This window comes from Picosynechococcus sp. PCC 73109 (assembly GCF_001521855.1).
Classification (GTDB): Bacteria; Cyanobacteriota; Cyanobacteriia; order Cyanobacteriales; family MRBY01; genus MRBY01.
Window position 1 is genome coordinate 1 of sequence record NZ_CP014001.1, and the last position, 13,619, is coordinate 13,619.

Annotated in this window: 12 protein-coding genes; 8 read left to right on the top strand and 4 right to left on the bottom strand. The window is 42.6% G+C overall.

What is annotated here, in order from left to right; translation table 11 throughout:
* The 3 genes from parA (at position 1) to dpdA (ending at position 3,149) form a co-directional block, all read left to right on the top strand.
* The gene (parA, locus tag AWQ23_RS14475) at positions 1-624 is read left to right on the top strand and encodes a ParA family partition ATPase (RefSeq protein ID WP_062436782.1); all 624 of its coding nucleotides are present in this window, start codon (positions 1-3) and stop codon (positions 622-624) included.
* Entirely contained in the window at positions 617-844 is a 228-nt protein-coding gene (locus tag AWQ23_RS14480) for a hypothetical protein (protein WP_062436784.1), read from the top strand. The genes parA and AWQ23_RS14480 overlap by 8 nt, the downstream gene beginning before the upstream one ends.
* Before the next feature lie 229 nt (positions 845-1,073).
* Positions 1,074-3,149 (top strand): tRNA-guanine transglycosylase DpdA, encoded by a 2,076-nt coding sequence (gene dpdA / locus AWQ23_RS14485; RefSeq protein WP_062436786.1) that lies wholly within the window; start codon positions 1,074-1,076, stop codon positions 3,147-3,149.
* On the opposite strand, the gene AWQ23_RS14490 is transcribed toward dpdA, so the two are convergent.
* Entirely contained in the window at positions 3,141-3,752 is a 612-nt protein-coding gene (locus AWQ23_RS14490; RefSeq protein WP_062436788.1) for a hypothetical protein, read from the bottom strand. The two genes, dpdA and AWQ23_RS14490, sit on opposite strands and share 9 nt — an antisense overlap.
* Before the next feature lie 79 nt (positions 3,753-3,831).
* On the opposite strand from AWQ23_RS14490, the gene AWQ23_RS14495 reads away from it, so the two are divergent.
* The 5 genes from AWQ23_RS14495 to AWQ23_RS14515 all read left to right on the top strand — a co-directional run bounded on the left by AWQ23_RS14495 (position 3,832) and on the right by AWQ23_RS14515 (position 10,649).
* Positions 3,832-6,162: a DEAD/DEAH box helicase gene (locus tag AWQ23_RS14495; protein WP_062436789.1), complete on the top strand. Its 2,331-nt coding sequence runs from the start codon at positions 3,832-3,834 to the stop codon at positions 6,160-6,162.
* Positions 6,159-7,082 (top strand): tRNA-guanine transglycosylase, encoded by a 924-nt coding sequence (locus AWQ23_RS14500; RefSeq protein ID WP_062436790.1) that lies wholly within the window; start codon positions 6,159-6,161, stop codon positions 7,080-7,082. The genes AWQ23_RS14495 and AWQ23_RS14500 overlap by 4 nt, the downstream gene beginning before the upstream one ends.
* Positions 7,073-9,403, top strand: coding sequence for a DEAD/DEAH box helicase (locus AWQ23_RS14505; RefSeq protein WP_062436792.1), 2,331 nt, complete (start codon positions 7,073-7,075; stop codon positions 9,401-9,403). The genes AWQ23_RS14500 and AWQ23_RS14505 overlap by 10 nt, the downstream gene beginning before the upstream one ends.
* Before the next feature lie 39 nt (positions 9,404-9,442).
* A complete protein-coding gene (locus tag AWQ23_RS14510; protein WP_062436794.1) occupies positions 9,443-9,649 on the top strand; it encodes a hypothetical protein in 207 nt (68 codons plus the stop codon).
* A 217-nt stretch (positions 9,650-9,866) separates the two neighbouring features.
* Complete coding sequence (locus AWQ23_RS14515) at positions 9,867-10,649, top strand: chemotaxis protein CheB (protein ID WP_062436796.1); 783 nt, start codon at positions 9,867-9,869, stop codon at positions 10,647-10,649.
* Here the strand turns inward: AWQ23_RS14515 and AWQ23_RS14520 are convergent.
* The 3 genes from AWQ23_RS14520 to AWQ23_RS14530 form a co-directional block, all read right to left on the bottom strand.
* Positions 10,646-11,026 carry a hypothetical protein gene (locus AWQ23_RS14520; protein WP_062436798.1) on the bottom strand — a complete coding sequence of 127 codons (381 nt, stop codon included), beginning with the start codon at positions 11,024-11,026 and terminating at the stop codon, positions 10,646-10,648. The two genes, AWQ23_RS14515 and AWQ23_RS14520, sit on opposite strands and share 4 nt — an antisense overlap.
* 231 nt (positions 11,027-11,257) lie before the next feature.
* Positions 11,258-12,412: a hypothetical protein gene (locus tag AWQ23_RS14525; protein WP_062436800.1), complete on the bottom strand. Its 1,155-nt coding sequence runs from the start codon at positions 12,410-12,412 to the stop codon at positions 11,258-11,260.
* A 3-nt stretch (positions 12,413-12,415) separates the two neighbouring features.
* Positions 12,416-13,582 (bottom strand): PD-(D/E)XK nuclease family protein, encoded by a 1,167-nt coding sequence (locus tag AWQ23_RS14530; protein ID WP_062436802.1) that lies wholly within the window; start codon positions 13,580-13,582, stop codon positions 12,416-12,418.
* Positions 13,583-13,619 lie beyond the last annotated feature (37 nt).

Sequence of the window (13,619 nt, forward strand, 5' to 3'; positions counted from 1 at the left end):
ATGATTATCACTGTACAAAATCAAAAAGGAGGGGTAGGCAAATCGACGATCAGTGTTCATATTGCTTTTGAATTAGCGAAGCAAGGACGAACACTGTTAATTGATACCGACCCTCAAGGCAGTTCTCGTGACTGGGCAGCTATTCGGGAATCAGAGCCACCTTTTCCTGTCATTGGCTTAGATCGCCCGACGATTCACCGAGATATTTCTAAATTTACGGCGGACTATGACCACATCGTCATTGATGGGCCACCCCGGGTATCTGAGTTGGCCCGTAGTGGGATTATTTGTGCAGATTTGGTTTTAGTTCCAGTACAGCCTTCTCCCTACGATGTTTGGGCAGCAGAGGAGACAGTCAAATTACTCCAAGAGGCTTCTGTATATAAAGAAAACCTTAAAGGCGTATTTGTGGTTAATCGTAAAATCGTAAATACGTCCATTGGTCGGGAAGTTAATCAAGCTCTTGCAGAGTATGGGATTCCTGTTCTGAAGACCCACGTTTGTCAACGGGTAAGTTTTGCGGATAGTGCTTCCAGTGGTTCAGTGGTTCAGGAAGTTGATCCGACTGGAAAAGCAACCAATGAGATCCGATTGTTAGTCAAGGAGATTTTAAATTATGCCTAAGCGTAGTGGGATTCCTCGCAAACCTTCTGACAAGAATAACTCTGCTGTTGATACCTGGGTTCAAGAACGGGTTCAGGAACCGACGTCGGTAGAAAAAATGAAGCGTTTAACCATTGATGTACCCGAGTCCTTACATCGCCAGTTAAAGCTCAAATCTGTAGCAGAAGGGGAAACCATGGCAGATTTAGTGCGTGGTTGGATTGAAGAAAAAATTCAGTAGTGGCGGCGATTGCCTTTTTCCTCGATCAGCTTACGGAAAATCCGGATCTTGTTGAGCAGGCTCTGGTTCGGCAGGGACATCGGGGTTAGGAAAATAATGACTGAGCGCCGATCAGTTAGACTTATATGAGGTTTATAGGAAGTTGGGCGACCACCAACAAAAGTGCTTATCAACTAATTTTAGTACATTATAAAATCAAATCACTAATTCCAATTATTAATTGGCACATATGCGATCCACAAAAATTCTTATTATAAGCTCTTGTACAGGAAAAAAAAAATTCAAAATAGATAAGGCCATCAATATTAATGACTTTAAAAATAAAGCAAAGCTAAATAAAAAAATTAAGCATATACAAAAGTATCAGTGTAGTGCTTCGGAAATGTATACAGGTCAACAACATTTACTTGTCATGCAAGGTATTGATATGCTTCAAGATAATTTTGAAGTAGATATAGATCTGTATATATTATCAGCAGGCTATGGTCTCATACCAGAGAACAAAAAGATATTTCCTTATGAAGTTACCTTTAACAGTTTTAATAATCAACAATTAAAACAATGGTCTAACTTTCTTGGTGTTCATAAACAATGTGAAACTCTAATACTAAAATATGATCTAGTTTTCTTCCTATTAGGTGATAAGTATATTCAAGCTTTAAATTTACCTATCCAGACAAGAACAAACCAAACGTTAATATTTTTCTCTTCTAAATCCAGTAAAAAGTATATCTGCAACACTACTCTAAAAGCCAAAACTCATATCTTAGAGTTATCTAATCAAGAAGCCAAAAAATATAGTTATGGGCTAGTCGGACTCAAAGGATTCTTATTTAAAAAATTATGTGAAGTATCTTTAGAAAAGAATTATATATTTCAATATATTCTTGAAAATCCAGAAAATCTCTTAAATTTTTTGCCTAAATCAAGAGAAGATATTCAACTAGAACTCCCACTGCAACTATCTGATATGCCACCAGCCTCATCACCAAACACAGAAAATAAAAAAGCTAAATTATTCTTGGAAATTCCTAATACTCCAGAGGCTCCCAATACAAAATTAGGGATGAAGTACTTCATTCCGGAATGGGATGATCATGTGGATCCAAGTTATGATTTTCTAAATGACATTTTAACACCGGGAAGAGATACTTATGAAGATGAGGTTTATGCCCATCAAATCTATAATTCACCCAATTATGATGGCATTTTAGTTTCTAAAGTTGTTGTTGAAAGCTCTAAAAAGAAAAAGAAAAAAATTGAAGAGATTGGAATCCATAATTTTATTCGTTTCAATGGTCAAGTGATGGGGGATTGTGGAGCCTTTGGTTATATTAAAGAAGAGGTTCCCCCTTATGAAACTAAGGAAATTCTAGATTATTATGAAAATTTAGGCTTCAATTACGGTGTCAGTATCGATCATCTAATTGTAGGAGCATTCGCAGAACCAGGTATTCGTGAAAAACGTTATCAATTAACTATTGACAATGCGCAAGATTTTTTAGATCGTCATCGTGCTGGAAAATATTCTTTTACTCCTATTGGGGCAGCTCAGGGGTGGAGTCCGGAAACTTATGCAGAGTCAGTAAAAGCCTATGTCGAGATGGGCTATGACTACATTGCAATTGGTGGAGTAGCAAGAACTCCGACCAAAGAAATTATTAAAATATTGAAAGCAGTAAGACCCTACCTGCAAAAAAATATACGCTTACACTTATTTGGAGTTGCTAGAATTGATGCTATTCCGATATTTCGACATTTAGGAGTAACGAGTTTTGATTCTGCTAGCCCTTTGAGGAGAGCTTGGTTGGGTTCCGGAAAAAATTACGATACTGTTTGGGGAGATAGCTACTCAGCAATTAGAGTACCTCCTGTCAATAAACATGGAGTTCGAGTAAAACGCTTACTAGAGGCAAATGTAGCTGATAAAAAAACACTTGAACGATTAGAAAAAAATACTTTGTATGCTTTACGAGAATTTGAAAAAGGTGAATTTGATGTGGAGAAGACTCTACAAACTATTATGGAATATGATTCCCTATTAGAATTACCTCGTGATGGTGTGGTGGATGAGAAAGCTCAGGCAAAGCGTATCGAAAAACATGAAGTGATGTATCGACAAATTCTAGAAGAGAAGCCTTGGCAAAAATGTGACTGTAAGATTTGCCGAGAAATTGGAATTGAAGTCATGATTTTTAGGGGGAATGATCGGAATCGGCGTAGAGGATTCCATAATACATTTGTTTTTTATAAACGATTTAAGGAAATACTATCCAAACTTAATAAAGGAGAAGTATTAACTTAAAAGTTTTTCTAATGCAGGAAAGAGTTGTGTACAAACCTCTTCATCTAGAGCGTCAATTTTATCTTTGAGGTGTTGTTTTTTTTCAGCTATTGAAAATGGTTCGATAGAAAGAAATAAAGGATATTGCTCCAAATCAATTTCTGGACTAATTCCAAAAAATATTCTCAGTTTTTCCTTGTGAGATGATCTGGCTTTCGTAATTTTTGATTTCCACTTTGAGAGGGTTGCTCTATCTATCTTTAAATACTCGGCTAGTTCTTGATAACGTCCATGCTGGAGGGTAGTTAATAAGAAAACGATATTTTCTTGCCAAATACTACAGCCTTCTACTTGGCAGAGACGGGTATTTTGAAATGCCATGAAACGGTCATCATCCATCGTCAAGTTCTTTTGGAGAGTGGTGAGATCGCCTTGATTGAGTCTTTCTCTGCCATACAAAATCTGCTTGGCTCTACCCGATGAACAGACTAGCCAAGTTGCAAGGAGTTCACTCCAAGCCTGAAGACGATCGCCCCATGTACCATGGACTTTTTGACCCTGCGCCTGCCATAGCAAGTAGCGCACATTCAAGTTGAGTTCACATTCTTGTGCAGAATTTTGCATCTAAGCCTTTAAAAGCAAAATATTTTATGCCAAAATTTGCTTATGATTATTTTTGATGCTGCCAAGGAAGGCTCCCTAAATGCAGGCTCAATCCCCAGAGCAACAAGCCATCATAGATAGTGGAATTTTGACTTTAGGGTTCCATTGTATTCTCCAAATGCCGACAGGTAGCGGAAAAACTTGGTTGTCAGAACAGGCGATCGCCGATGTGATACGAGAAGGTAAACGAGCTATCTACTTAACTCCATTGAAAGCTCTTGCTAATGAACTGTGTCAACGATGGCGACAATCTTTAGCACCGAAGCGAATAGGAGTCTTTACAGGGGATTATCAGCAGAAAGCTTATCCTGTGAGCTATGCAGATGCAGATTTGCTGATTATGACTCCGGAAAAGTTAGATAGTTGTTTGCGGTCTTGGCGATCGCATTGGCATTGGTTACCAGAAGTTGATTTGGTTGTAGTTGACGAATTTCATTTATTGGGGGAAAAACGTCGAGGGGCTTGTTTAGAGGGTACTCTTCTTCGTTTACAACGCCTGAATCCCTTTATTCGCTTTCTTGGTTTATCAGCTACTTTAGGTAATCGTCATGAGTTAGCTGACTGGTTGGGAGGAGTGGATTTTTATTCTGCAAGACGACCCATACCCCTCACATGGGTAGTGAAACGCTACAAAAAAGCTCAGGAAAAGCCACAGTTGATGTTGGAGATGATTCAGCAAAATATTGCGACTGGAGGACAATCATTAGTCTTTGTGCAGAGTCGTCGCAGGGCTGAAAATTTAGCTCACTGGTTAACAGAACAGGGATTGAAAGCTCTTCATCACCATGCGGGTTTAGAGTCTGACCTACGTCATCATGTAGAAAGGCAGTTTCGACAACAGCAGATTCCGGTATTGGTAGCGACGGCAACCCTCGAAATGGGTCTCAATCTCCCGGCACGTCAAGTCATTTTGTATGATCTCCAAAAATTTGATGGTCATGATTTTGTCCTGTTACCTGTTAATAACGTTTGGCAAAGGGCAGGTCGCGCAGGTCGTCCAGGCTTAGACCAATTGGGTGAAGTGGTGTTGTTGCTTCCCCGTTGGCAGTCAGATGTACAGAGATATTTGGATGGTCAGTTTGAAGCGATTACTTCCCATTTTGGCGATCGCCAAGTATTAGCGGAACAAATTCTAGTAGAAGTAGCAACAGGATTTTGCCAAAATCAGCAACATTTAGAACAAGCTTTTCGTGCTTCCTTGGGGTATTGGCAGGGATATCATCTTCCCCTTGAAGCAACACTAAGAGAAATGCTCAAGGCGGAAATGCTGCGGGAAGTGGAGGTGAATGGAGAATTCTGTTTACGAGTCACTCGTCTAGGACGTATTGCTGTCCGCCATCAACTATCGCCCCAAACAATACTTCTCTTTAAAAATCTCTTTATCCAAGAACCCCAATGGACATTCCTCGATTTCTTGATTGGTATCGCTTCTAGCATTGATTGTGAGCCACTTTTGCCGATTGATTTTGAAGATTTACTAAACTTAGAGAGTAGTCTAAATCAAGAAACTAGCTATTTATTAGAACTTAACTATTCCCAGCTATCTCAATTGTTGGGTATTCGGGGAAAACGTTTACTTTCAGTTCTACATACAGCTTTAACGATCCGGCGTTGGACAAGATTGGGAGACTCTGAAGCAGTTGCTAAAACTAGCAATTGTTATTGCTCAGAAGTATTACGTCTACAGGAATCCGGAATTCGTCTACTACAGGCTTTTAGTCAGGTATATCAGCTTTTTTTAGAGTCCCAAGAGAAGGAGATTCACTCAGATCAGCATTTTCAGTTAGCCAAACTTAAGAGGTTGACAAAGATGTTAGAGGAAGGGCTAAACGAAGAAATTGTCACCCTAACTTTGATTGAAGGAATTGGTTCAAAATCAGCTCTCAAATTAAGTTCAGTAGGGATTCAAGATATAGAAGCTCTCTCTCTTGCTGACGCAGAAGACATTGCGAATTTAAAAGGTATTGCTTTCCGACGGGCTAAAGACTGGATTGAAAAGGCGACACAAATCGTCAATGAAGGAATCTCTGCTTATCTTTTTCGAGAGGAAAAGGGAATTCCTTTGATTGAGTTGTCTGCCTTTCCTCAAGATATTGAACCCTACCGATTACGTCGTGCTCTTAGCCTCCAAGTGAAGTCTCCAAAAACGTATGAATATGAAGTTACTGGAGGGTTGGATCCCCATCGTATTCAGTTTATTCGAGATCATTATGAGTGCGATTGTGCTGATTGTGCTAAAGGATTTCTCTGCAAGCATATTCTTGCTGTACGACTTCATCGAGGAGACATAATGCTTCAAGATGCGGCGCAATTACTGCGGGATAAGTCCTGTGAAGGGTTAGATTTATTGGCTTTATGGATGGATCGATGATGGAACCTCAATTTCAAGGACTAGAAACTCGTCGGGGGAAAATTACCTTTCCTACGTATTTCCCAGTAACGACCTTTAGCGATCGCCACTATTTGGATAAGTTAGTGCGCCCCTATCTACCTCGTTTAGCATCAGGGGTGATGATGAGCTATTACTATGCTAAACAGTTATCACCAGAGGATTTGCCGCGATTGCCTCTGTGCGTGGATAGTGGAGGATTTGTCTCGCTATTTAATTGGGCGAAGGTGAAATCTCAGAAAAGATTAGGAGTAATCGAAATTCAGCGAGATGGGGAAAAAGAGATACTTCATCCAAGTAATATTCTGGAATTACAGGAGGTGATCGCCGATATTGCTTTTACGTTAGATTTTCCGATTCCACCAGATATGGCAATGCGGGAGGCAAAGAAGCGTCAGAAGTTGACAATTGCTAATGGTCTTTGGGCGATCGCCAATCGTCGTCGTCGGGATTTACCGCTCTATGGTTGTATTCAGGGATGGGATATAGATTCCTTTAGGGCTTGTGCTCTGGCATATGTCGATCAGCCCTTTGATGGGTTTGCAATCGGGGGCTTAGTGCCTCGGTCAAGGGATCGGGAACTCATTGAGAGAATTGTGGTGGCAGTCAAAGAAGTGATTGGCGATCGCCCTTTACATGTGTTTGGTTTAGGGCATCCGGCAATGGTTAAGCGTTTGTATAGGTTAGGGGTTCACTCTGTAGATAGCAGTTCCTATGCGCAATATGCCTTAGATGGAAAACTCTGGTCTGATCCGCCGCTTCGGATTGAGGATCCGAGTGGGACAGATAGTCTCCAGATTGCGCTCTATAATTTGGCGATCGCCACAGGTCAGACATTACCGCTAGCGATGACAGAAAGGATGTTCCGCTTTGTACGGGAGAAGGCGACGGTATGCAGTTAATCGACTGTGGGATATCTGGGAGTGATGTCCTAATCTCTGTCACGTCTTGGCAGGAATTGGGTTTGGATCAGGTGTGGCTAGATGTGATTCAGGTCTTAAACCCAAATTCGACTCCCCGGACGGTACAGATTGAGGCTCTTAAGCGGTATCAATTATTAGAAAATCGTCGCCATGGGATTATTGCCGCACCGACGAATAGTGGTAAATCTTTGTTGGGATTATTGGTTTTACTGCAATCCTTACGCCAGCAACGTCGGGTTGTTTTGGTTGAACCTCTACGGGCTTTGGCACAGGAAAAAACGGATGAGCTTCGTCGTCTGATCCCCGAACTGAGTAAAGTTCTAGGTTTTCCTATCCGAGTCGAGATCTCCACAGGGGATTATCGGTTAGAGGATGAACGGATGGGGGATCCGCCTGCGGGGGGTGGTGAGTTGGTGGTCGCAACTCCTGAGCGATTAGAGGCAATTTTGAGAAATCCAGCAAATCAGGCTTGGGTAGATTCCCTAGGGGCAGTCTGTGTGGATGAGGCTCATCTCTTGGGCGATCGCCACCGGGGGGCAACGTTGGAATATTTGCTGACTTCCCTGTTGTGTTTGCCTAAACCACCTCGGTTATTGCTGTTATCGGCAACGATTGGTAACCCAGAAAATCTACAGGAATGGCTTGCTCCCTGTGATTTGGTAGTGAGTCGGGTACGACAACCTCCCTTACAAAAGATGGTTCTGGCGATCGCCGAGGATGAGGAGAAGGATGCGGTGGTACTGGATTGGGTGCGGGAACAGTCGGCTGAGCCAGAAGTGCAGGTGCTGATTTTCGTGTATCAAACCCGTTCAGCGGCAAAGTTGGCAAAGGATCTCACGAAGACTTTGGGGGATTTGGTTGGGAGTCAGGGGGCATTGCCCTATCACAGTCAGATGAGTGCGGGTGAACGTGCCCAAACTTATCAGGCGTTTATCGAGGGAGAGTCACGGGTGGTTGTGGCGACAACTTCTTTGGCGATGGGGATTAATTTGCCGACTTCCCATGTGTTGGTTCGGGACAATACGTTTTTTGGGTTTGGTCGTCTGACAATGGCTGAACTGCTTCAGATGGTCGGTCGGGCAGGTAGAGGTGATCGCCAAGGGGTCGGGGTAGTGCTGGTGAGTCCCAAGGATGATTGGGGCGTAACGAAATTGACGGAGGGTTTACGGGCTGAGGTTGTACCGGAGTTGGTTTCGGTGTTTGCGGGGGAAAATGAACGTTCTGCTGTGCCTTTGGGGGTAACTCAGGTGGCGGCATTACTCTGTCGGCATTATGGGCAGGGTCAAACTTTAGAGGAGTTGCAAAGGTTTTTTGGTCGTAGTTGGGGGGGACAATCGGTAGCGCAACGGGTTCCGGAGTCTCTTTGTTGGTTAGAGCGGCATTGGTTGGGGTATCGGGATGGGGAAACGGATCGTTATCATTTGACGGTTTTGGGTGAGCGGGCAACGAAGGGGATGTTACCGCTGGAGATTGCATCGGGTTATGCCCAGTTATTGCGGGATTTACTCACGATTGACCCCAAGGATGGACTTTTGGCGGATTGGCAAGCTCTGGATCATCTTTTGGTTTTGGATTTGCTCTCTGGGCGATCGCCGAGTTTGTGTCGGTATGGGAAAAAAATACCGGAGTTAGTAGAGGGTTGGGCTGAAAAGCAGGGTCAGGAAACGCCTTTACTCTTTCGTAAATGGATTCGGGGGGAGGATGGTTTTTCGCAGGCGGAAGAGATTATGGGTTCTCTGGGGATTTCGTCGGGGAAACGGGGGAAGGCTCATAGTAAGTGGGCAAGGGAGCAGGGTTATCTGTCTATGGTGCGGGTGATGGTTCTTGCTGGGCGATCACAGGGGGTGAAGGTCGCGGATTTGGAACGTTGGTATGGGGTCAAAAACTTGGGGGGGGTTGAGGAAAAGTGGCGGGATGAGTTGTTATGGTTATTGTCGGGGGTGGCTAGACTCTTGGAGATTCGGACGTTTTACTATCACCTTAAGGAGAATTGTGGGGCGGATTTTGAGCGGATTAAACGGGTAAAAAAGCTTCTGAAGAAGATGCAGTTCCAGGTGTATGTACTGATGGATTTGCTTAAGTATTGTTCGCCTTTGGGGTCGGTGCTGCGGGAAATTCGGCGGACTACGGCAAAGGGTCAGGCTAAAGTGGGCATTGCTTCGATTCGTCGGCTGGAGGATGCTGGGGTTGAGAGTCTTAAGGATTTGGTGGGGTTATCGGTGGAGGATTTGGTCGGGATGGGGATTCGTCGGGGTCTGGCGACACAGATTCGAGGTTATGTGAAGCGGAGAATGCAATAGGGAAACTACAATTGGAGAGCATAGGTTAAGTAAATAGCCATGAAACAGGTTTTGAGCAATGTAAAGGTGAGTGAGGTTCCCAGTTTGATCACTCGCTTGGGATTTGACCCAAATCAGATGGTGAATTTGACGATTGAATCGGCAGAGGAAGATGTGCTGGCTGTGATGGATCGGATTGGGCAAAAAGCTCACGAAAATGGTCTAACAGAAGAGATTTTGGCTGAGTTATTAATGGACAAACATTGAAATCATCTTCTTATTAAAGACAAATAGTTTGATTATTTTTTTCTCAACTTAAATAACAACCAAATAAAATGAAAGTTCTTATTATTGCTGCTTCTACTTATAGAAGAGACAGCATACTAAAAATAAGTGATAGTTTTCAAAAAAGCAACATTCTAGAAAATTGGTGCGTCATACTAATTATTCATGAATTTTACAAAATCTATAAACTCAATGAAAAGTGTACCGATGCCATAAATTCACAGCAAATATAAAGAAATATTTTTCAGGCTTACAAGAAAAAATAATATTTTGTAATGAAAATTTATTCCATATTTTAGAAACGGGAAAAATCTTTATCATCCCAGATACAGAAACAATTATTCCAAGCAATATATCTCAGCCAAAAGGTTTTTTGTCCGACACTTTTTTAGTGAGATATAAAAACAAATTATCTATTCACGTCTCAACCAACATTAAAGGAAAATATAATGTTAATGAATTCAAAAAATGGCTCAAAAAGTATCCTTTTGATTTATCTCATACAAAACGTGAAGTGATGGCAAAAGATATAAATAATTATCGAAAAACATACCCAAAGACACCGATTCAACAATTGCCAAGAAATGAAAGTGAAGATTTCGGAGATTCAAAAAAAATATTAGATAATATGATGAAAATTTGTCATAAATTAGGTGTTAATGATTGTCTTTATAGAGATTTACCATGTATTGATAAAATAATTGACAATTTTGCTCAAACACAAGATATTGTTCTGGCTGGGTTATTATTATGTGGTTGTTTTGGGGACGGAGCATTAGGGTTTAAGACATTAAAAGAAAAAGGATTCCATACAGCCATTCAGACTCCAGAAGAGTGTCAGTGCGATATCAAAAATCGAGATAATTCAGAAATGCCGAAAACAGCATTGACAGTATGTCAAAATCATGAGCAAGTAACTTTATTCGATACTCCCAATATCAAAACATTGGAAGAGTGGTTATTAGAAATTAAAGATACTTAAAGTTCAAAAAATTCTCGGAGCTTGGCTTCTAGGTCGCTGAGGCGAACAATGTGATTCCAGCCGGAACGATAGAGGCGATTAATGTTGCGCTGTTCCCATTCGCCATCGATGATGAATAGTCCCTCGGTTATACCAGAAGATTGGATCTGAGGTTGCTGTCCTCGTCGGGGGGCTTGGTAACGGTATAGGGTGGCTAGGCGACGTGCGCCCCATTCTTTCGATTTATCATCTCCATGGTGATCATGAACGGCGATCGCATTGGCTACGATTGTTTTTTCTCCATTACTTATTTCATAAAGTTTAAATTTTGCAGATGCACTGCTTTGGCTAGAAAAATCAGAGATTACTGTATTAAAGGACTTATATGTAAAATTCAACCTCGATTCATTGCAGAGACTTTCTAAAACAAGGAATAGTGGATTAAGTTTTTGTAGTTTTACAACCCCATCTAACCTTAATGTTAGAAGTCAGTTTGATAGTTCATTAGCATTAGATGCAATATCTAAATTCTCGGAATTCAAAATCAGATTAAAACACTCTTCAATCGCATTACAATAGTTTTGATGGGTTGAGGTATTACTCATAAAGCGATCAGACTTGTAACTAATTTAATTGAATGGATTTCTCAAGTCTTGATAGTCACAATTCATTGAAGTTATTTGACGATTAAATTCATTATGAGAAACTCCCAAATACCGAGCTATCAAATCAACAATCCAGCATCTATTATGATTAATATCATGAAAGCTATTTGATTCAAGATTGTCTAATACAGAACTAGATATCGTATCTTGTGATTCAGAATCAAGAATCTTAAAAAAATTTTCTGCCATTTGATTTCTACGCTCTTGATTCCGAATGTCTTCAAAGAACCAACGCATTGCCTCATCTTGCTCTAAGCGTTGCTCACAGAGTCCTCTTAACCTTGCTGCTTCTGGATCACATAGAAATTGAATAAACTCAGGCTTTAACTCCACATCTCGACCCCTAAGCGATCGCCGCTCCTCTCCCAATTTAGTCAGAATGAGCTGATCCTTTAGAGCATTGGAGTAATCAATCGCATTCGGAACCGTCAGCAGTTCTTGGAATTGCTCATCCGAAACAAATAGAGACCAGAGAATCGCCCGCTTGTAATAGGTATTTGAGCCAACATCTGGAGAATCGCCCAAATTCTCTACCCGTTGTCCTTCCATCTGCCACATCGGAATTAGTTCTGGTCGTGCCATTGTACTATCCCTAAAGGTATCCCTTGCCCATGGCATAAGAGCCTCAATTCCTGCCCGATGAGATGAACATAAGGTGGCGATCGCCTCTGTAACGGCGCAATCATTGGGAGTAGCCAATCGTAACGCTTCTTCTTCCAAAGCAACTACAGCATCAGCATTTTGAGCAATATTACGAGGGACAAAATTCACATCAAAAAAACCGAATAATGCCCGCACATTCGCCTCTGGCAGTTCACTCTGAGGATCGCTGAATAGTACATTTACACTTACAAGGTCTTCCCCGAAATGAGCCTTTGCCTCCGCCACAGCAGTAAATGCCCGTAGGGTTTTCATACAGAATGAATCACGAGCATCCGTTTGGTGAATCTCCACCACAAACCGAGGCTCTTCTGCATTGGGAATCAAAAAATCTGGCGTTTCACAGTCAGCATCGTACTGAACATTTTCTGCATAAGAAATTCCAGCTTGGGTCAAGATATGCCCCAAAACTCCCTGAAGAATTAAGCCTAATCGTGTTTTTATTGCCGTTTGACTCATACCCTAACCTCGCCCGACAGGTAAACTCGGACTCTTTTCCTTGCCATAACTCGGACAAAACGTGCGGGCATCACAAGCCGAGCAAGTCTCCTCATCCGACGCATTCTTTTCCCAAGGATCCACCAAACGCCCCTGCTCTAGTTCCTTACCCCGACAAATCTCAATCCGTGCCACCGTCTCATCAAACTTCGTTAAAGCCTCCTGCACCGAACCCGGATCCACCGTCACCACCCGAATCGCCCGCTTAAGCCGATATTCCAATGGCAAATCTGGGACAGGCTGACCCGATCGCCAACTATTCAGTACCCGATCCTCCCAACTCCACTTCTCTGGCAAAACATCCGTCGTCCCCTCCGCAATCTCTTTTTTCAGGCGGAGCATATCCCGACGGGTCGGCAATAACTCATTAAGGTAAATCAGCACTCCCGCCACCACAGGCAAACTTTCCTGCTGTTTCCCCCGCAGATAAGCATAGGTTTGGGTCTGCCAAGCATAAATATCCCAAAAACTCAGATCATTCTCTGCCACCATCTTCGGTGGACGACGCATCCCCTTATAGTCAATAATCACCTCAAAAGAATCCGGCACATCCCGCTGAATCCCCTGCAAAATCAAGCGTAGAAGCTGATTATTCTGAAGCTCAGGATCGTGTAGTTCCACATGGGTAATCACATCCACCACCCCGGAGACCTCATAGCGATCCGCCTCTCGCGTTTGGTATTGGGGCAGAATCAAATCCTTGGGGAGAGGTCTTGCCCCAGTCAGTCGCACCTCCGCCTTACTGATCATCGGGAAAAGTAATGCCCCCAACTCATTCACTGCCGCTTTTGCCCGTCTGTAGCCCAACTCCTCCAGATCCTGACTCCACGGAAACAAACCCTGTGCCGCAATCCGCTTATCGACCAACTTACACATCTCATCCATGAGATCATCAGCGTAGGGAGGAGCTTGGGGGGGCTGAATACCCGGAATCCCCAGATAACGACGGTAGGCTTCTTCGAGCACACCATGGATAAAGGAACCAAACCAAGCCTGGAGGGGACGGGTCGCAGGTAGTTTGCCGATTTTGGTATAGCGATATTGCAGTCCACACCGCAAAAAGCCGAGCAAATCCCCCGTCAAACTGTAGGAGGGCAAAGAATATACTGGGGGTCTTTTGGAAAGTCGCATAGATTTATTGTCGTTCTCAGAATTACAAAGTCAATTA

Excerpts from the sequence above, each read along its gene's own strand:
- AWQ23_RS14500 (WP_062436790.1), top strand. The coding sequence starts at position 6,159 with ATGATGGAACCTCAATTTCAAGGACTAGAAACTCGTCGGGGGAAAATT.
- AWQ23_RS14490 (WP_062436788.1), bottom strand. The coding sequence starts at position 3,752 with ATGCAAAATTCTGCACAAGAATGTGAACTCAACTTGAATGTGCGCTAC.
- AWQ23_RS14495 (WP_062436789.1), top strand. The coding sequence starts at position 3,832 with ATGCAGGCTCAATCCCCAGAGCAACAAGCCATCATAGATAGTGGAATT.
- AWQ23_RS14505 (WP_062436792.1), top strand. The coding sequence starts at position 7,073 with ATGCAGTTAATCGACTGTGGGATATCTGGGAGTGATGTCCTAATCTCT.
- dpdA (WP_062436786.1), top strand. The coding sequence starts at position 1,074 with ATGCGATCCACAAAAATTCTTATTATAAGCTCTTGTACAGGAAAAAAA.
- AWQ23_RS14510 (WP_062436794.1), top strand. The coding sequence starts at position 9,443 with ATGAAACAGGTTTTGAGCAATGTAAAGGTGAGTGAGGTTCCCAGTTTG.
- AWQ23_RS14480 (WP_062436784.1), top strand. The coding sequence starts at position 617 with ATGCCTAAGCGTAGTGGGATTCCTCGCAAACCTTCTGACAAGAATAAC.
- AWQ23_RS14525 (WP_062436800.1), bottom strand. The coding sequence starts at position 12,412 with ATGAGTCAAACGGCAATAAAAACACGATTAGGCTTAATTCTTCAGGGA.
- parA (WP_062436782.1), top strand. The coding sequence starts at position 1 with ATGATTATCACTGTACAAAATCAAAAAGGAGGGGTAGGCAAATCGACG.
- AWQ23_RS14530 (WP_062436802.1), bottom strand. The coding sequence starts at position 13,582 with ATGCGACTTTCCAAAAGACCCCCAGTATATTCTTTGCCCTCCTACAGT.